At 59.6% G+C, this 18,283-nt stretch carries 14 protein-coding genes; 4 read left to right on the forward strand and 10 right to left on the reverse strand.

Annotated elements, in window-relative coordinates; all coding sequences use genetic code 11:
- Nucleotides 1–200: 200 nt before the first annotated feature.
- From GKQ23_RS21020 to pmbA, 4 genes are all read right to left on the reverse strand, one after another.
- Nucleotides 201–1,460 carry an MFS transporter gene (locus GKQ23_RS21020; RefSeq protein ID WP_212409348.1) on the reverse strand — a complete coding sequence of 420 codons (1,260 nt, stop codon included), beginning with the start codon at nt 1,458–1,460 and terminating at the stop codon, nt 201–203.
- A gap of 81 nt (nt 1,461–1,541) precedes the next feature.
- A complete protein-coding gene (locus tag GKQ23_RS21025; protein WP_212409349.1) occupies nt 1,542–3,671 on the reverse strand; it encodes an alpha-galactosidase in 2,130 nt (709 codons plus the stop codon).
- Between the two features lie 176 nt (nt 3,672–3,847).
- Nucleotides 3,848–4,858 (reverse strand): substrate-binding domain-containing protein, encoded by a 1,011-nt coding sequence (locus GKQ23_RS21030; RefSeq protein ID WP_056235490.1) that lies wholly within the window; start codon nt 4,856–4,858, stop codon nt 3,848–3,850.
- A gap of 94 nt (nt 4,859–4,952) precedes the next feature.
- Nucleotides 4,953–6,293, reverse strand: a complete 1,341-nt coding sequence (gene pmbA, locus GKQ23_RS21035; protein ID WP_101506108.1) for a metalloprotease PmbA — start codon at nt 6,291–6,293, stop codon at nt 4,953–4,955.
- A gap of 150 nt (nt 6,294–6,443) precedes the next feature.
- Here pmbA and yjgA point away from each other — a divergent pair, with 150 nt between their 5' ends.
- Nucleotides 6,444–6,989 carry a ribosome biogenesis factor YjgA gene (gene yjgA / locus GKQ23_RS21040; RefSeq protein ID WP_056235483.1) on the forward strand — a complete coding sequence of 182 codons (546 nt, stop codon included), beginning with the start codon at nt 6,444–6,446 and terminating at the stop codon, nt 6,987–6,989.
- A gap of 134 nt (nt 6,990–7,123) precedes the next feature.
- Here yjgA and mpl read toward each other — a convergent pair whose 3' ends face one another.
- Nucleotides 7,124–8,479 (reverse strand): UDP-N-acetylmuramate:L-alanyl-gamma-D-glutamyl-meso-diaminopimelate ligase, encoded by a 1,356-nt coding sequence (mpl, locus tag GKQ23_RS21045; RefSeq protein WP_212409350.1) that lies wholly within the window; start codon nt 8,477–8,479, stop codon nt 7,124–7,126.
- Nucleotides 8,480–8,646: 167 nt separating this feature from the next.
- Here mpl and fbp point away from each other — a divergent pair, with 167 nt between their 5' ends.
- Together fbp and GKQ23_RS21055 are read left to right on the forward strand one after the other, a co-directional pair.
- Nucleotides 8,647–9,645: a class 1 fructose-bisphosphatase gene (gene fbp / locus GKQ23_RS21050; protein WP_056235478.1), complete on the forward strand. Its 999-nt coding sequence runs from the start codon at nt 8,647–8,649 to the stop codon at nt 9,643–9,645.
- Nucleotides 9,646–9,871: 226 nt separating this feature from the next.
- Nucleotides 9,872–10,981, forward strand: coding sequence for a class II histone deacetylase (locus tag GKQ23_RS21055; protein ID WP_212409351.1), 1,110 nt, complete (start codon nt 9,872–9,874; stop codon nt 10,979–10,981).
- Between the two features lie 90 nt (nt 10,982–11,071).
- Here the strand turns inward: GKQ23_RS21055 and GKQ23_RS21060 are convergent, their stop codons facing one another.
- Nucleotides 11,072–12,628, reverse strand: a complete 1,557-nt coding sequence (locus tag GKQ23_RS21060) for a methyl-accepting chemotaxis protein (RefSeq protein WP_212409352.1) — start codon at nt 12,626–12,628, stop codon at nt 11,072–11,074.
- A gap of 409 nt (nt 12,629–13,037) precedes the next feature.
- On the opposite strand from GKQ23_RS21060, the gene ppa reads away from it, so the two are divergent.
- On the forward strand, nt 13,038–13,568 hold the full coding sequence (gene ppa / locus GKQ23_RS21065) for an inorganic diphosphatase (protein WP_056235473.1): 531 nt from the start codon (nt 13,038–13,040) through the stop codon (nt 13,566–13,568).
- 55 nt (nt 13,569–13,623) lie between these two features.
- Here ppa and GKQ23_RS21070 read toward each other — a convergent pair whose 3' ends face one another.
- The 4 genes from GKQ23_RS21070 to GKQ23_RS21085 form a co-directional block, all read right to left on the reverse strand.
- A complete protein-coding gene (locus GKQ23_RS21070; RefSeq protein WP_249168443.1) occupies nt 13,624–15,888 on the reverse strand; it encodes a fimbria/pilus outer membrane usher protein in 2,265 nt (754 codons plus the stop codon).
- Nucleotides 15,889–16,077: 189 nt separating this feature from the next.
- Nucleotides 16,078–16,881, reverse strand: a complete 804-nt coding sequence (locus GKQ23_RS21075) for a fimbria/pilus chaperone family protein (protein WP_249168444.1) — start codon at nt 16,879–16,881, stop codon at nt 16,078–16,080.
- Nucleotides 16,847–17,518: a hypothetical protein gene (locus GKQ23_RS21080; protein WP_212409354.1), complete on the reverse strand. Its 672-nt coding sequence runs from the start codon at nt 17,516–17,518 to the stop codon at nt 16,847–16,849. The genes GKQ23_RS21075 and GKQ23_RS21080 overlap by 35 nt, the downstream gene beginning before the upstream one ends.
- Nucleotides 17,519–17,932: 414 nt before the next feature.
- A complete protein-coding gene (locus tag GKQ23_RS21085; protein WP_056235466.1) occupies nt 17,933–18,283 on the reverse strand; it encodes a gamma-glutamylcyclotransferase in 351 nt (116 codons plus the stop codon).

The raw sequence follows: 18,283 nt of genomic DNA on the forward strand, positions 1-18,283 counted from the left end.
TTCAGTCCTTAGCGCCCCTCATCCTGCGCGGGCAACGCCGCGGCAGCCGGGGACTGTTATGGGAACAAAAAAGGCGGCCGGATAAGCGGCCGCCTTCATCATATCCCTAAAAACTGCAGGGTCGAACGGGGATTGTGTTGCTGGCTGAGAAAAGTTCTGCTGCCGTCACAGACTTCCCGGGCGCCAGCGCCAGCCGGCGGTCAGGCGGTGCTGCCCATCGCCACCCTGCCGCGTGCGCCACCGGATAAGGTAAAGGCCGAGATTACCGTGAAGGTCAGGGCAATCAGACCGAGGATCATATAGGTCTGACTGAAGCCGATGCGGTCATACAGGTTCCCCGCCGCCGACGAGAGGAAAATCGACATCAGCTGCTTGGAGAACTGGAAGCCCACCAGGTAGATGGTGGCCGACAGCCGCGTATCAAAGGTGCCGGCGATATACTTGAACACGCCAATCAGCAGGAACGGCACCTCGAAGGCGTGCAGCATTTTCAGGATAATCACTTCCGCCACCGTGGTGGCGAACGCGGACCCGAGGATGCGCACCGACATTATGGTGCCAGCCACCAGCAGCGCGTTCTTCGCGCCGATGCGGTTAATAATCCACGGCGACAGGAACATAATCAGCGCGTTAGCCAGTTCACCGCCGGTGGTGACGAAGCCGAACACCAGGTTACCCTGCTGCGGTGAGCTGAAGAAGGATTTAAAGAAGTTGGCGAACTGCTGATCGAACACGTCATAGATACAGGCCACGCCGACCACGTACAGCACCAGCAGCCAGAATTTACGCTGTCTGAACAGGCCGGTTACCAGGCCAAAGTTAAACGCGGGGGCGTTGGCGCCCAGCGCGTCGATCACCGTGCTTGACTGACGGGTCTCCGTTTTCGCCAGCAGCAGCAGCACCGCCAGCAGGATCGCCGCACCGGAGCCCATCCAGAACACGATGTCCGGATCCACGCTGAACAGGATGCCGGCGGTCGAAGCGCAAATCCCCCAGCCGAAGCAGCCAAACATGCGCGCTTTGCCGTACTCAAAGGCGCTGTGGCGGCTGACTCTTTCCACGTAGGCCTCAATCGCCCCGGCCCCGGCGCTGAAGGAGAAGCCGATATACAGCCCCCCCAGCAGCGCGCCGAGCAGGATGTTGAGTTTCAGCAGGGGGGCAAAGACGTAGAGGAAGAACGGCGCGAAAAACAGCAGCAGCAGGGTGATCACCCACAGCAGATGTTTGCGCACCCCGAGCTTGTCGGAGAGTACCCCGAGCACCGGCTGGAACAGGATGGCAAACAGCGACAGGCTGGAGAAAACGATGCCGGTGTCGGTCTTGTTCAGGCCGATCACCTCATGCAGCCAGATCGGCAGGAACGGGAAGCAGGTTGCCATGATAAAGAAGTAGAGGAAGAAGAACGCGCCAAAGATCCAGAAGTTGCGGTTATTTTTGTAGTAGCAAGAGGTCGTAGCCATGTAGGTTTGTCCGCGAAAAGAGTTCTGCTGTTCTGAACGACCGCTATAGCGGCCGTTCAGCGTCGGTGCATCTGCGCGCTGCTACCGGACCTGAGTCAGTCCGATCAACAGCGCACTTTCCGGTGCAATCACCGGTAGTGCCAGGCCGGCCTGCATCAGCCAGGCGCCGGACACCACCCGCGGTTCGCGCAGCCAGGCGGGCAGGTCGCGCATGGCACCGCCCCCCTCGCGCACGGTTTTAATCTCAGGTGCGTCCAGCAGGCGCACCTCGTAGTGCGCCTCGGGCAGCAGCCCCGGGAAACAGAGGTTGCCGGCCAGCGAGTAACGCAGCATGCGCAGCTGCGCCAGCATAAACACCGCCTGCGAACCGTCCTGGCTGACCACCCCGTTCACCTGCACAGAATCGTCGGGCATATCCACCCGCCAGCTGATGCCGCCGTGCAGCAGCGGCCGCAGCGTTTTATGCAGCTGAATATAGTGGCGATAGCCCTCCAGCTCCTCGTCATCGGCCTTCACCGGATCCAGCTCGATGCCCATATGGCCGAACAGCGCCGTCAGCCCGCGGAAGCCGATGCTGTGCTGACGCTGGGTGGCGTGGCAGCGGCGGTGGCCGATATGCTGGCCCATCACCTCCGGCGGGAAGAAGTAGCTCATGCCGCGCTGGATGGTCTGCCGCTCCAGCGCGTCGTTGTTGTCGGACACCCAGAAGCGCGGGGTGCGCGCCAGCACGCCGTAGTCCACGCGCCCGCCACCCGAAGCGCAGGACTCGAACTCCACCTGCGGGAAACGCTGGTTGAGCGTATCCAGCAGCCGGTAAAACTGCTTCGTCTGCGCATCGGCCGCCAGCCGTCCCTGATGGCCCGGCTGCACCAGCTCACGGTTCATATCCCACTTCACGTAGGCGATCGGATGGCTGCCCAGCAGCCAGCTCAGGCGCTCCAGCAGATACTCAAACACCTCGGGATTGCTGAGGTCGAGGACGTACTGATAGCGGCCGGTCGGCTGCTGATAGCCCGGCAGCTGCAGCACCCAGTCGGGATGCGCGCGGAACAGATCGGAGTCCGGGTTGATCATCTCCGGCTCAACCCAGATGCCGAACGCCATGCCGAGCCGCCGGACGTGGTCGATTACCGGCATCAGCCCCGCCGGATATTTTTTCTCATCGAGATACCAGTCGCCGAGGCCGGCCTGGTCGTGGTCACGGCCGCGGAACCAGCCGTCGTCGATGATAAAGCGCTCGACGCCGATCGCGGCGGCACGGCTTGCCATCTGCATGATGTATTCCGGATCGTGATCGAAGTAGATGCCTTCCCAGGTATTGAGGTGCACCGGACGGGTGGCACCGGCGGAAAAGGGGATCCGCGCCTGGCGCAGCCACGCGTGAAACGCCTGGCTCATACCGTTCAGGCCGTTGGCAGAGCGGGTGGCACAGACCCACGGCGTGGAGAACTCCGCCCCCTCTTCCAGCGCGATCTCTCCCGGCAGGTAGAGCGCTTCCGCCTGCACCACGCGGCGGCCATCGGTTTTGATGTCGGCACGCAGGCGATGGTTGCCGCTCCAGGCGAGGTGAACGCCCCAGACTTCGCCGCGCTGCTCGCTGAAGCCCGTATCGCCCAGCACAAAGCCCGGGAAGTATTCGTGGGAGCTGCGCCCGCGGCGGCTCTCCTGGATAAAGCCGCCGTGCGCCAGGTTAACGCGGTGGGTGTGGAACTCCCTGAGCCAGCGGCCGTGGAAGGCCATCACCTCGGCAGCGCGCTCCGGCACCGGCAGCGTTACGGCCAGGCGGTGCAGCTGCCACGGCAGGGCGTGCAGGTTTTTCAGCGTGTGGCGCACCTGCAGCACGCCGGTGTCGGCGTCGAGACGCAGCTCGCTGGTTAAGCGCAGCCCGGCCTGCGGGTCTTCGGCGGTGACGGTCAGCAGGTCACCGGACAGCGCCACCGCGCTGGTGGTAAAAATGGGTGCGGCGTCCAGCCCCTCGCGGTGCCCTTCAATACCGGGGGAGCCAAACTGGCCGCGCCCGTACTCCATCGCCAGCGTCAGCGGCAGGTCGACGTCCAGTCTGCCGTTGGCAATCGGGCGCTGCAGCGACTGCACGTCCTCGGCGGAGAAGCATGCCAGCGTCGGTCCCCAGTAGACTATTTCGGCGTAAGGTCGGCAGCGCACCACCAGATCGCTGGTGGCGCTGCGCAGTCGTACAATATCGTTATTCATATCTGGCCCCTGTGTCATTGATGAGGCCATAGTTGATCTTAAACGTTTAAGTGATCAACTTAAACGTTTAAGAAATGTGATTGCGTTAAAAAAAATGCCATTACTGGCATAAGGTATTAATCAGGGTGCACCACGCTGAAACAGGGGGGTCCAGGCGTTAAACGGCGGGGAAAAGCTCAGCCTGTGCAGGGAAAGGTGGTGATCCCCTGGCGCAGCACCGGCTGCCACAGCACCTGGATCGACCCGGCCGGTTCACCGGCGATCAGCGCCAGGGTCATGCGTGCAATCTGCGCACCGATCTCCTCGCGCGTCGACTGCACCACGGCGGTGGCGTCAATATTATTCAGCGAGTCGTCCGGCAGGCCGTCATAGATAACCAGCGCGATCGCATCCGGCCCGGTCAGCCTTCCCGCTTCGCGCAGGGCGGCCACCGCCCCTTCGCCCTGAATATTGCCGTCGGTGAGGATCGCCGTCGGCGGGGAGTGCTGCGCCAGCAGCTCCAGCGTGGCGCGGTAGCCGGCGCGGCGCGTGGCGTCCACCGCGCGGAACCCGACGTCAGGCGACAGCCCGTGGCGCTGCAGCGCATCACGGTAGCCGGCACGGCGCTGCAGGATAAACGCCTGCTCACGGTCTTCGCTGAGCATGGCAATGCGCCGGTGCCCAAGGGCGATCAGATGTTCGGTGGCCATGCAGGCCCCCTGCTGGTTATCGAAGTCAAACCAGGCGTAAGGCTGCGGCAGCTGGCTGCGTCCGAGCGCCAGAAACGGCAGGTTTTTCTGCTGCAGCAGCGTCAGGCGCGGATCATGCTCCAGGGTATGGGCAACGATCAGCGCATCGATCCGCCGGCTGTCCAGCAGGCGCATAAACGACTGCCCCTGATCGTGACGATCGTCGGTGATCAGCAGTAAATCCACGCCGCTGGCCGCCAGATGGTGGCCGATCGCCCCCACCATGGCAAAGAAATAGTCGTTGCTCAGCGAGGAGGCGTAAGGATAGACCAGCCCCACCGCGTCGCTCTTGCCCTTTTTCAGCCGCTGGGCGTTGGTGTTGGGCTGGTAGCCAATCCGCGCCGCTTCGGCCTGGATCAGCCTGCGCGTCTCTTCCGAGATATCGCTGTGGCCGTTCAGCGCCCGGCTCACCGCCGCGATCGACAGCCCAAGATTTTGCGAGATAACCTTCAGAGACATAATGTTTTACCGAATAAAGGGCGCGCATCGCCGCGTTGAACAGGGCGGCCAGCTGAGTGAGTGGCCGCCCTGCGCGCGATGGCAGACGGGCAGACTACTGACCGGCGATTTTCATCTCCGGCAGCAGGACAGAGCCACACTGGATATTGCTGCGGGTTTCGATATCGCTGCCGATGGTCACCATATTGCGCCACATATCGCGCAGGTTGCCGGCGATGGTCACTTCGCTGACCGGATACTGGATTTCACCGTTTTCCACCCAGAAGCCGGACGCGCCGCGCGAGTAGTCGCCGGTCAGCCCGCTGATCGCCGAGCCCATCAGCTCGGTGACCACCAGGCCGGTGCCCAGCTGCTTCAGCAGCTGTTCAAAGCTGTGGCCCTGGCCGGCAATGCGCCAGTTGTGGATGCCGCCGGCGTGGCCGGTGGTCTGCAGCCCCAGCTTGCGCGCCGAATAGCTGGTCATCAGCCAGGTCTGCAGCACGCCGTCTTTGACGATGTCACGCGCCGTGGTGCGCACGCCTTCGCTGTCGAACGGCGTCGACGCCAGCCCTTTCAGCAGGTGCGGCTGCTCTTCAATGGTCAGCCATTCCGGCAGGATCTGCTGGCCCATCGAGTCGAGCAGGAAGGTCGATTTACGGTAAACGCTGCCGCCGCTGATCGCGCCGACCAGATGGCCAAACAGCCCGGTGGCCACTTCCGCCGCGAACAGCACCGGCGCTTTCATGGTCGACAGCTTGCGCGGGGACAACCTTGACAGGGTGCGGCGCGCGCACTCTTCCCCGACCCACTCCGGCGACCTGAGGTCTTCAATGGCGCGGCCGATGGTGTAGGCGTAATCACGCTCCATATCGCCGTTATGTTCGGCGATCACGCAGCTGGAGAGCGAGTGGCGGCTGGAGCAGTAGCTCTGCAGCATCCCGTGGCTGTTGCCGAACACTTTGATGCCGACGTGGCTGTTAAAGCTGCCGCCTTCGGTGTTGGTGATGCGCGTATCCGCCTTCAGCGACGCCTCTTCCGCGCGGGCGGCCAGTTCGATCGCCCGATCGGCGTCGATCTCCGTCGGATGGAACAGATCGAGATCCGGTGCGTCGAAGGCCAGCAGATCGCGATCCGCCACGCCGGCGTAAGGATCGGCCGAGGTGTAGCGGGCAATGTCGATCGCCGCCTGCACGGTACGTTTGATCGCCTCGGGGCTGAGATCGGTGGACGATGCGCTGCCCTTGCGGTTTTGATGATAAACGGTGATGCCCAGCGCGCCATCGCTGTTGAACTCAACGTTTTCCACTTCGCTGTAGCGGGTGCTGACGCTGATGCCGGTGGTTTTGCTGACCGCGACTTCGGCACCGTCAGAGCCGGCCTGCGCCAGCTCCAGCGCGGTGGCCACCGCCTGTTCAAGGATCTTACGCTGTTCTGCAACCTGTGAGAGTAATTTCATTGGCCTGCCATATAATTAACAGTGCGATTTCAACGCTGAGCAAACCGCGACTGGGTGATAACGATTGATTTGAGTCTAACAGACTCAGAGAACAATTTCGCAGTAGCGGCGTAACCTGATAGCATTAGCCTCTTTTTCAGGAGCCTAACCATGACCAAGCAGCCCGACGACTGGCTCGATGACGTACCCGATAACGAAGAACAAGAAGACGACGAGATTATCTGGGTCAGTAAAAGTGAAATTAAACGTGATGCCGAAGAGCTGAAACGCCTCGGCGGAGAGATGGTAGATCTGGGAAGCAACTCCCTGGATAAACTGCCGCTGGATGACGATCTGCGTACCGCCATTGAGCTGGCGCAGAAAATCAAAAAAGAGGGCCGTCGCCGCCAGATGCAGCTGATCGGTAAGATGCTGCGCTCGCGCGACGTTGAGCCGATCCGTACCGCGCTGGACAAGCTGAAGAACCGCCACAACCAGCAGGTGTCGCTGTTCCACAAGCTGGAAGTGCTGCGCGATCGCCTGGTAGAACAGGGTGATGACGCGGTGGCTGAGGTGCTGAACCTCTACCCGGACGCCGACCGCCAGCAGCTGCGTGCGATGATCCGCAACGCGCAGAAAGAGAAAGCGGCCAACAAGCCGCCGAAAGCCTACCGTCAGATCTTCCAGTATCTGCGCGAGCTGGCCGAAGCACAGTAGTCCTGCCTGCGCGGCAACGGGCGGTGACAAACCGGTACGCCTGACGCTATCTCCATAGCCATCCAGCGTCGGTTTATCACTGCTCCTGCCGGGCTGTGGGTGGCTCAGCCCGGCAGGATTGAGCCCGCTCCCCCCTACTTCGCCAGCCTGTCCAGCAGCTTCTGATGAATACCGCCAAAGCCGCCGTTGCTCATCACCAGAATGGTGTCGCCCGGCTGGGCTTTTCTGGCAATCATCTCCACCAGCGCATCAATATCCGCACTCCAGTGGGCCGGCTGCACGCAGGCTTCTGCCACCTCAGACACCTGCCATGGAATGTGGTGCGGCTGGAACAGGAACACTTCGTCGGCGCGCCCGAGCGACGGGGCCAGATCGACCTTATTCACGCCCATCTTCATGGTATTGGAGCGCGGCTCCAGTACCGCCAGGATACGCGCGGTGCCGCCAACTTTGCTGCGCAGCGCCGCCAGCGTGGCCAGAATGGCGGTCGGGTGGTGGGCAAAGTCATCATAGACCTTGATGCCTTTGCTTTCGCCGCGCAGTTCCAGCCGGCGACGGGCGTTGATAAAGCTGTCCAGCGCCCGGCCGGCGTCTTCCGGCTTCACGCCAACGTGACGGGCGGCGGCAATCGCCATCAGCCCGTTATGCATGTTGTGTTCCCCCACCAGCGACCAGTTCACCTCGGCCACCCGCTCCCCCGCCAGCCACACTTCCCAGCGTGAGGCGTCTGCGTTGAGCTTTTTCGCCTGCCACTGGCCGTGTTCACCCACCAGCTCCTGCTCGCTCCAGCAGCCCATCGCCAGCACCTGTTTCAGGTTCGTGTCGCTCTCCGGCAGGATGATTTTGCCCTGCCCGGGCACGATGCGCACCAGATGGTGGAACTGCTTCTGGATCGCCCGCAGGTCGTCAAAGATATCGGCGTGATCGAACTCAAGGTTATTGAGGATCAGCGTACGCGGCGCGTAATGCACAAACTTGGAACGTTTGTCGAAGAACGCACAGTCATACTCATCGGCCTCGATCACAAAGAACGGGCTGTTGCCGGGCTGCGCCGACACGTCGAAGTTGCCCGGCACGCCGCCGATAATGAAACCGGGTTCATAGCCGCACGACTGTAAAATCCATGCCGCCATCCCGGCGGTAGTGGTCTTACCATGGGTGCCGGCCACCGCGATAACCCAGCGGTCACGCAGCACAAAATCGTGCAACCACTGCGGGCCGGAGAGGTACGGAATATTGCGTTCCAGCACCGCTTCCACGCAGGGATTACCGCGGGTCATCGCGTTGCCGATGATCACCAGGTCCGGAGCCGGATCGAGCTGGGACACATCAAAACCCTGAATTAAATCAATACCCTGCTTTTCCAGCAGGGTGCTCATCGGCGGGTAAACATTGGCATCAGAGCCGGTGACGTCATGTCCCTGGGCACGCGCCAGCATCGCCAGACCGCCCATGAAGGTGCCGCAGATACCGAGGATGTGAATACGCATAAAAAGTCCGTTCCTTTAAAGTTCGCCGCACAGTGTACCGCTGCCATCGTGCGGAAGAAACGGATTTACCCTATGTTCTTTAGCGTTCAATCGGCTAAACTGCGTGCACATACGTAGGCACTCTGTTAACCAGGCTGCCACTCCTCCGCAGATTCAGGGATTGTGTTATGAAAACGTTGGGCGAATTCATCGTCGAGAAGCAACACGACTTTCCACATGCTACCGGTGAACTGACCGCTTTAATCTCCGCAATTAAGCTGGGCGCTAAGATCATCCACCGCGATATCAATAAAGCCGGCCTGATTGATATTCTCGGCGCCAGCGGCGCAGAGAACGTGCAGGGTGAACAGCAGATGAAGCTGGACCTCTACGCCAACGAAAAGCTGAAGGCGGCACTGAAGGCGCGCGGCATCGTTGCCGGCATCGCGTCTGAAGAAGAAGATGAGATCGTGATGTTCGAAGGTGTGGAAAACGGCAAGTACGTGGTGCTGATGGACCCGCTCGACGGCTCTTCGAATATCGACGTAAACGTTTCCGTTGGTACCATCTTCTCGATCTACCGCCGCATTACGCCGGTGGGCACGCCGGTCACGGAAGCCGATTTCCTGCAGCCGGGCAGCCAGCAGGTCGCCGCCGGTTACGTGGTGTACGGCTCATCCACCATGCTGGTTTACACCACCGGTAAGGGCGTACACGCCTTCACCTACGATCCGTCGCTGGGCGTATTCTGCCTGAGCGCCGAGAAGATGACCTTCCCGGAGAAGGGTTACACCTACTCCATCAACGAAGGCAACTACATCCGCTTCCCGCAGGGCGTGAAGAAATACCTGAAGTACTGCCAGGCGGAAGATGAGGCTACCCATCGCCCATATACCACCCGTTATATCGGCTCGCTGGTGGCAGACTTCCACCGCAACCTGCTGAAGGGCGGCATCTACCTCTACCCGAGCACCGCCAGCCACCCGAAAGGCAAGCTGCGCCTGCTGTATGAGTGCAACCCGATGGCCTTCCTCGCCGAGCAGGCGGGCGGTAAAGCCACCGACGGTAAAAACCGTATTCTCGATCTGCAGCCGTCCGCGCTGCACGAACGCTGCCCGTTCTTCACCGGCAACGAAGATATGGTTAACGACCTCGAACGCTTCCTGCGCGAGTACCCGGACAACTGATTCCGGACGGGCGGCCTGCGGGTCGCCCGATTCTGCTCTCTGCTCTCTGCTCTCTGCTCTCTGCTCTCTGCTCTCTGCTCTCTGCTCTCTGCTCTCTGCTCTCTGCTGCAAAATCCCGCGTGATGAGCCGTTGTCAACGCCTTCGCATCGCTCTTAATGACGCCACCGCAGCCGTTGGTTCGCCGTAAGGTAGGGATCGTTTTCGAACTGGCAAAGGAGAGAAGTTATGCGCAACACCGGTTTTTTCTTTGACGAACGCTGCCTGTGGCACACCAGCGGCATCTACGCCGGCAATATGCTGGCCGGCAGTTGGGTACAGCCGCCCTCCGCAGGCGGCCACGTGGAGTCCCCGGAAACCAAACGCCGCTTTAAAAACCTGCTTGAGGTGTCGGGGCTGGCCGCACAGCTAAGCTGGCACAGCGCGCAGCCTGCCAGCCTGGAGGACCTGTTACGAGTGCACGACGCTGACTATCTGCAGCGCTTTCAGGCGCTCAGCGACGGTGGCGGCGGCCAGCTGGCGGAGGATGCCTTTGTCGGCCCCGGCGGCTTTGAGATTGCCTGCCTGTCCGCCGGGCTGGCCTGCGCCGCCGTTGATGCGGTGTTACGCGGGGAACTCGATAACGCTTACGCGCTGTCGCGCCCGCCGGGCCACCACTGCCTGGCCGACCGGCCGCTGGGTTTCTGCTTCCTCGCCAATATCCCCATCGCCATTAATCAGGCCCAGGCCCGGCACGGGGCAAATCGGGTCGCGGTGATCGACTGGGACGTGCATCACGGTAACGGTACCCAGGCCGCGTTTTATCAGCGCGATGACGTGCTAACGATTTCCCTGCATCAGGATCGCTGCTTCCCGCCGGGCTATTCCGGCGAGGAGGAGCGTGGCGAGGGGGCAGGCAGCGGCTGTAATCTCAACATTCCGTTGCTGGCAGGGGCCGGGCATGAAAGCTATCTGTATGCGCTGCAAAAACGGGTGCTGCCGGCGGTGGAAAAATTTAAGCCGGACCTGATCGTGGTGGCCTGCGGCTATGATGCCAGCGGTCTCGATCCGCTGGCGCGGATGCAGCTGCACAGCGACAGCTACCGTGCGATGACCGACGCGGTACTGGCAGCGGCCGACCGCCTGTGCGGCGGCCGGATGGTGATGGTGCATGAGGGTGGCTACAGCGAGCACTATGTGCCCTTCTGCGGCCTGGCGGTGATGGAGTCACTGAGCGGCAGGCGAACGACGGTGAATGACCCGATGCTGGAGGTGATCAAACGCCAGCAGCCGCGCGAACCCTTTGTACGCTTTCAGCAGCAGGTGCTGGATGAGATGTGGCAAAGGCTGAAGTTGTAAATACACCCCGCCGCGACAAGACGCGCGGCGGCCTGCGGCCCGGCCTTAAAAGTCAACCGGGCCATCATGAAGAACCCTGATGCCCGTGGATTACGCCACCTTAAACACCGCCATGGTCTCTACCAGCTGACGCGCCTGCTCTTCCAGCGACTGGGTGGCCGCCGCCGCTTCTTCCACCAGCGCGGCGTTCTGCTGCGCCACCTCGTCCATCTGCGTTACCGCCTGATTGACCTGCTCAATGCCGTTACGCTGCTCGTCGGAGGCGCTGGAGATCTCCTTCATCAGCGTGGTCACCCGCATCACTTCGCTGGAGATCTCATCCATCGTCTCGCCGGCTTTGGTGGCCATGCTGTTGCCTTCGTTGACCCGCGCCTGTGAATCACCGATCAGCGTGCGGATCTCTTTGGCTGCGGTGGCGCTGCGCTGCGCCAGCGTGCGAACCTCATTGGCGACCACCGCAAAGCCCCGCCCCTGTTCACCGGCGCGTGCGGCCTCCACCGAGGCGTTCAACGCCAGGATATTGGTCTGGAAGGCAATGCCGTCAATCACTTCGAGAATGTCACCGATGCGCTGCGAGCTGTTGGTGATCTCGGCCATTTTTTCCATCACGTAGCACACTACTTCCGCGCCGCGGTCGGCTGTATCAGAGACCGAACGCGCCAGCTGGTGAGCCTGACGGGCATTCTCGGCGTTCTGCTGCACGGTGGCGGTGAGCTGCTCCATGCTGGCGGCGGTCTCTTCCAGCGAAGCGGCCGACTCTTCGGTACGCTGCGACAGGTTGAGGTTGCCGGCGGCCAGTTCGCGGCTGCCGACGTCAATCTGCAGGCTGGCGTCACGCACCTGGCTGACCGAGTTCAGCAGCGACTGCTGCATGGTCGCCAGCGCGGCGTTCAGCCGGCCCAGTTCGTTTTTACCGCCGGCGGGCAGCGGCTGGGTGAGATCGCCGTCGGCGACATATTCCAGGTGTTCAATCGCCCGATCCAGCGGTTGCAGCAGCAGCGCACGCAGCAGCCACCAGGACAGCGCCACCAGCAGCAGGGTCAGCACGCCGCTGACCGCGATCAGCAGCGTCATCAGCCGCTGGTTATGCGCAGCCTGCGCCAGCTGCTGCGCGCTGACCTCGTCTGCGTAGACGTCAAAATCGGCCACCGTGTTGGCAAATGTCACCGCCAGATCGGAGATGTTTCCCTCCAGCAGCGCGTAGTAGCTACCGATGTCCTCTTTTTGCAGTGCGGCGACCAGCGGGGCGATACCGGTATCAAAATAGACCGCGTAGCTGGCGGCGATGGCCTCCGCCAGCTTTTTACCGTGAGCGGTCACAGTCCCGGCCTCAATAAATTTCTGCATCTCTTGCTGCGACTTTTCCGCATAGCTGGCGGTGCGTTTGACCGTAGCGGCATAACGATCGTGGCGACCGATCTCCAGCTCCCGTATCGCCTGTGCGGCCGTAGCGCGCGTGCGCAGCAGGGTGCCGTTGGTAATGTAGAGCGCGTTAAGTTCTACCCCCTGAATGCGCTGAATGGCGTCCAGTGATTTGTTGCCTTTGTGAATGGCGGTGATGCCCATTACGCTGACCAGCAGCAGCAGCAGCGTCATGGTGGCCAGTAACACTAACAGCCCGGTGCGGATTGAGATTTTTTTTAGCATGATTATTTTCCCGATTGGTGAGTCTGGTTATTCCTGGTACTAAAAACGACGCAGTTATCGGCAATAAACCAACTTAACTTTATAACTTATGATGATTCTTGAAGGTTAACATACAGATCACATGGACTTCATTGATAAAAAACATGGAAAAATAAGCAAATAGAATTAAATATCGCGATTAACCGTAGAATGATCATCACGTAAAACAACAAATAAAATTAATACTTTATGATTAAGCTAAATCCACTCGTCACCTGAGGCGCTCTGCCGCGTGGTCAGTACAGCCACTGTGCTGACGGGCGCTGACTGACTCAGGAGAGTCTGAAAGGCAGATAAAAGGGGAGTGCAACAGAGGGAGAGATGGCTATAATAGCCGCCACTCAACCTGCAACGATTGAAGGAATTCATCATGAGCCTGAACCACGTGCCAGCTGGCAAAGATCTGCCAGACGATATCTATGTTGTTATCGAGATCCCGGCTAACGCCTCACCGATCAAATACGAAGTCGACAAAGAGACGGGCGCACTGTTCGTTGACCGCTTTATGGCGACGGCGATGTTCTACCCGGCCAACTATGGCTACATCAACAATACCCTGTCGCTGGATGGGGACCCGGTTGACGTGCTGGTGCCAACCCCGTACCCGCTGCAGCCAGGTTCAGTGATCCGCTGCCGTCCGGTGGGCGTGCTGAAGATGACCGACGAGTCAGGCGAAGATGCCAAGGTTGTTGCAGTGCCACACAGCAAGCTGAGCAAAGAGTACGATCACATTAAAGATGTGAACGACCTGCCTGAGCTGCTGCGCGGCCAGATCACCCACTTCTTCGAGCAGTACAAAGCGCTGGAAAAAGGCAAATGGGTGAAGGTTGACGGCTGGGAAGGCGTGGACGCGGCGAAAGCCGAAATCGTCTCTTCCTTCGAGCGTGCTGCGAAGAAATAAGTGCCCGGCGGGCGCCCCGGTGCCCGCGTTAAGGCATTCGCGTCAGGGCTGAGGTTTACCCGGCCCTGACCGCCGCACCGGTTGGTTCCCCACCACCGGGCAGCAGCAGGCAAACCCCGCTGACCTGCTGATAAGGCGCATCGTTTTCTCCCTCATCGTTCAGCTGATAGTCCACGCGACAGCGGCGGTTTTCTCCGTTAATCGCGATTTCCAGCGTTCCCTTCACGGGTGAGTTCTCCAGATAGATCGTGCCATCATCCAGTACCGTGGTGATGATATTTTGCCGATCGTCCCGTACCAGCCCGCCACGGGGTACGGGTCTGCCGTCCGGCAGACGCAGCGTCAGCAGTACCCGCCGGCTGGTCAGTATGTTGTAGCGGATTCGTTTCACCGACCCGCGCGCCATTGCCAGGCGGTGATGCCCGTTCCCCACGTCACTGTTTTTAGGCAGGCTTTCCGTATCAAGATCGAACATCGCGGGGTGCCAGGCAGGAATATCCGCTGCCAGCGCCAGGCCGCGCCAGTCGGTCCAGCTGGTGCCACCGGGGGTACGAACAGCCACGCCCGCCAGCCGTTCGCTCAACTCAATCATGCCGAAAGTCTGCCCGACCGGCTGGGGGGAGAACAGCAGATGGCTGCCTACCAGCGCCATGCCACCGCTGCCGCTGAGCGAGACATTTCCCGCCTGTTCGCTGTTCATGCTGGCGGCCAGCGCCATGCGCGTATAGTGCAGGTTGGCGGAAACGCTCCCCTGAACGGACTGCATGCGCGCCTGCATATCCCGGCCGGACGAGAGGTAATAGGTGCCGTTTTTCCCCAGCGCACCGTCGATCTGCGCACCCAACTGCCCATCGCTGCCTGAGCGGCGATAATAGCTGCTGAAATTCTGCCCGCCGAGCGGCAGGCTGAAGTTGACCGAGAGCTGCCGGTTATTGCTGTTGCCCCGGTTGCGGGAGACGTTAACCGACAGCATGGCCTTTCTGAAGGGGAGGCTCCATGACAGCATATCGTAACGGGAAATACCGTTATCCCCGAAGCGACTGCTGGCAGAGTAGCTGTAGGAGAAGTAGCCTGCCGACGGGCTGTTCCAGCCAGCCGAGAGCCTGTACTGCAGATTGTCGTTTTCATATCGCTCAGCAAGGCGGGCGCTGGCCGTGGCGAGGGATACAAATCCTGGCGTATTTTTACTGACGCTGGCATTGAAGGAGAGCGAGGACGTCAGGCTGTAGCTGCCTGACAGCGACAGCTGCATGCTGCTGGTATGCTGCTGCCTGTCATTCGCCGCAACAATTTGCGCGGCCAGCTGCGCCCCCTGTAGCACCGGCCCGGCCAGCGAGGCCCCCAGTGACTGATACATTTTCGTTAACAGCAGCCCGCTTTGCAGCGACAGGCGACGAACCTGCCAGTTCTGATTCAGGGTTAGCAGTGCCGGTACGCCGCTCCCCGACTCCCCGGCCTGGTTCAGCCGCCCGGCGGCGATTGACAGCCCCCGGTTCCCGGAAGGGTTAACCCGCATCGCGCTGGCGGGCACGGTGAAACGCTGCTGATGGCCATCGGTTTCCAGCACCGTGACGTCCAGGTCGCCGTTCAGATTGTGCAGTGGAATGCCGTTTAAATGAAACGGCCCCGCAGGCACCAGCGTGCTGAACACCAGTGCGCCGTACTGACGGACCTCAACCCGGGCCTGCGAGGTGCCGGCAATGCCCTCAATGCTGCCGCTTTCGCTGCTGTCCTTTTCCAGCCCCCGATCCGGAATGACCTGGATACCGTCAATCTCTCCCAGCGAGAACAGCGTATTGCTGACGCCGATTTGCCCAAACTGAATCCGCTTGCGCCAGCCGGGAACGGGGCGTTCGGCATACAGCGTTCCCCGGTTAATATTTACCTTTCCCTGATCCTCATTCAACTGCTGACGGCCACGCAGCATCCAGTTGGCCATATTGATGCCATCTTCCAGCATCAGGTAGCTGTAGCGGCTCTGCCTGCCGCGCACGCGGCTGACGCCGCTGTAATAGTTATAGTTAAGCAGCGCGCCATGCCCCCCCATCTCCCCACTGTACTGTGGCTCATCCGCCAGCGCCTGCTGCGGTACCACAATACTGAGCGCCAGCTTTTGCGGGTCGGCTTTGAGGTTAAAACCGGGCTGCTGCGACAAATCAATACAGCCTGGATCAGCCAGCTGTGCGGGTTGCTTCAGCCCAAGCTGGTCAATTAAGTCGGGGGTAAAACAGATCTGCCCCTGTCGGCCAGTCATCACCCGCTGCGAACTTTTCAGCTCTCCGTTCACGCTGATATCCAGCAGGTTTTCACCCGCAGGCAAAGCGTTCGCCTGATTAAGGGAGCTGAGAATGTCAGGATCGATCCCACGGGCTCGCAGGATCTGTGCGGCTCTGGACTGTTTTTTTTCGTTTTCATCTGCAGCAACCTTTGCCGACAACAGCAGGCTCGCGACCAACAGCATCAGCTGACCGAGTCGCTTAAGCTGCCGGCATTGCAGGGCAGGCATCAATCAGCGGCCAGTGGCGATCGGCTGTTCAACCTCTCCGGCCTTAAAGCCATAATCAGACAGCGTTGCGAAGCGCACTTTACTGGCGGCCAGCGGCGCGTTTGCTGCCGCCAGGGAAAGAGTCAGCTTTTGCCCGGGCAGGAGATAGCCCTGCGGCAACTGCACCCTCTTCACGGCGGGCAGCACCGTGATATCCTGCCCCATTCTGACCACGTAAGCGCTGGGGTTGTGCACCGTTAATTGCCCGTTACTCAGGGACCAGTTCAGTGCTTTCCAGGGTTCTGGATTTTCTGGCAAGCCACGCGGATGAATAATCACCGGCAGGTTCTGGCGAATATTGACGTCAACGCGGTTTTGCCCGGCATCATCAACCAGCGGAATCCCCTCAAAGGTGACACGTTTCAGGTGTTCGGTGGTTAATGGCCCTTCGGTGGTCAAAATAAAACGTACCCGCTGTATACCGCCAGCGGCGACACGCACCACCGGCTGAGTCACCACCAGTCGGGGCTTTTTGTCATCCGCCAGGTCAATGACCTTAACGTAAAGTAACGCATCTTTGTCATCGGTATTGGTCACATTGATGCTGCCACCACCGGCCGACTCATTAATTAACACCATCGACGTTTGCGGTTGCATTACTGCGCTGGCGGGGAACAGGCTGAAGAGGGTCAGCAGTGACAGGACCTGTGAGAGTGAAAAGCCGGGCATCTTATTCCTCCATGAGCGGTAAAAAAACCGGCATGAACTCAGTGAATCATGCCGGTGGTGGGGGTTACATATAAATAACTTCGAACGTGGTGCTGCCATTCAGATTAATACTGCTCTGCACGCCATTTTTACCCACTGGCGCAATAGAAGGCTTAACCTCAAGCGAATAAACTTTGTTTGATACCGCTTTACGTTCCGTGTCACTGGCTAAGTCCATACCGGAAACAGGAACCAGCTGCGCGTTTTTGAAATAATAGCCGCTGTCATCAGCGACAAACTTCCAGATATTATCGGGCTGCAGCGAAAACGCTTTCTGAACCTGCTGACCTTCCACGCTGCTGCTATCCCGGTCAAGCTTGATGGTGTAGACGCCGATAGCTTTACCATTCGCATCGTTACCGAGGCTAAACAGGGTCTCTTTGTCGGCACCCGGTTTTTCAGCCACCGCGCCACTGTTATCCACCGCGCGAATACCATAGTAGGATGCACCATCGCACCCAACGGTGACCCGGGTTTTTTCCGCTTTCAGATCGGTAAATTTGTCTGTACTTAGCGAGCCGGGGTTGATGTTATTGAACGAGAGCGCCCCCTCAAGGCTGATGTTACAGGAAGGCGGCAGAATGGTGCCCTGTACCTTCATGGTCGCTTTAGCACCGGTAACCATTCCCTCGGCCATTGCGGCTCCGGAAGCCATCATTCCGCCCATCAGCACCGCGATTAGCGTAATTTTTTTCATTGCATATTCCTTTATCTGATTAACGACGTAGCTTGAAGGGAAATAATTCCCTGTCAATACAGTCAGCTAAGATCCGGATCGACAACATGATAATATTGTTAATCCTGCTTATGTTCTGACACGTGCCTGCCAATATAAAAAGACAACAGGCATCCGCAGAATCCGCAAAAATAATAAACACACCACACCGTAAAGCAATTGGATGTTTTGCTATTTATCAAAAGCAAACTAGCAGCACAAAAGTCAGCGTAATTTAATAATGACAAATGTCGCATAAAAATATAATACAGATAAATATTCTGTTTTTTTATTTTTAAAAGTAAAAATCTGCACTACTTACGACCGGGAGAGAGCGCCATAAAAAAAACACCGCACAAAGCGGTGTTTCCGTATTGTAACGACGTCTGACTACAGTCAGACGTTTTCCCGATCCCGCTGCAGCCAGTCGCCGCTACCGATGCGTTGCCTGCCCGCTACCGATCGCTGATAGACATACAGCCAGGCGCTGCCGTACGGCGTTTGCAGCAGCTCCCGTTTGTACTCCCCGCCTTTGCTGCGCAGCGCATCCAGCTCGCCCAGCGTTGACGCATCAATCCGGTAAACTTCGCAGTAAACCTGACCGTCCCCGGGAACCACCCCAGGGTAATGGCCCAGACTGTAAAGTTCGTAACCGTCGATCAGATGATCGCCCAGCCACTGCCCGTTCGTCATCCAGTGACTGTTGCCCTGCTTACGTCGCAGGCTGCCATAGACAATTATTCGCAT

This window comes from Erwinia sp. E602, from assembly GCF_018141005.1.
Lineage (GTDB): Bacteria > Pseudomonadota > Gammaproteobacteria > Enterobacterales > Enterobacteriaceae > Erwinia.

What these genes read in the sequence shown, in the direction of transcription:
- GKQ23_RS21020 (WP_212409348.1), bottom strand. Translation starts at nt 1,460, where the DNA reads ATGGCTACGACCTCTTGCTACTACAAAAATAACCGCAACTTCTGGATC.
- GKQ23_RS21025 (WP_212409349.1), bottom strand. Translation starts at nt 3,671, where the DNA reads ATGAATAACGATATTGTACGACTGCGCAGCGCCACCAGCGATCTGGTG.
- GKQ23_RS21030 (WP_056235490.1), bottom strand. Translation starts at nt 4,858, where the DNA reads ATGTCTCTGAAGGTTATCTCGCAAAATCTTGGGCTGTCGATCGCGGCG.
- pmbA (WP_101506108.1), bottom strand. Translation starts at nt 6,293, where the DNA reads ATGAAATTACTCTCACAGGTTGCAGAACAGCGTAAGATCCTTGAACAG.
- yjgA (WP_056235483.1), top strand. Translation starts at nt 6,444, where the DNA reads ATGACCAAGCAGCCCGACGACTGGCTCGATGACGTACCCGATAACGAA.
- mpl (WP_212409350.1), bottom strand. Translation starts at nt 8,479, where the DNA reads ATGCGTATTCACATCCTCGGTATCTGCGGCACCTTCATGGGCGGTCTG.
- fbp (WP_056235478.1), top strand. Translation starts at nt 8,647, where the DNA reads ATGAAAACGTTGGGCGAATTCATCGTCGAGAAGCAACACGACTTTCCA.
- GKQ23_RS21055 (WP_212409351.1), top strand. Translation starts at nt 9,872, where the DNA reads ATGCGCAACACCGGTTTTTTCTTTGACGAACGCTGCCTGTGGCACACC.
- GKQ23_RS21060 (WP_212409352.1), bottom strand. Translation starts at nt 12,628, where the DNA reads ATGCTAAAAAAAATCTCAATCCGCACCGGGCTGTTAGTGTTACTGGCC.
- ppa (WP_056235473.1), top strand. Translation starts at nt 13,038, where the DNA reads ATGAGCCTGAACCACGTGCCAGCTGGCAAAGATCTGCCAGACGATATC.
- GKQ23_RS21075 (WP_249168444.1), bottom strand. Translation starts at nt 16,881, where the DNA reads ATGGCAGCACCACGTTCGAAGTTATTTATATGTAACCCCCACCACCGG.
- GKQ23_RS21080 (WP_212409354.1), bottom strand. Translation starts at nt 17,518, where the DNA reads ATGAAAAAAATTACGCTAATCGCGGTGCTGATGGGCGGAATGATGGCT.
- GKQ23_RS21085 (WP_056235466.1), bottom strand. Translation starts at nt 18,283, where the DNA reads ATGCGAATAATTGTCTATGGCAGCCTGCGACGTAAGCAGGGCAACAGT.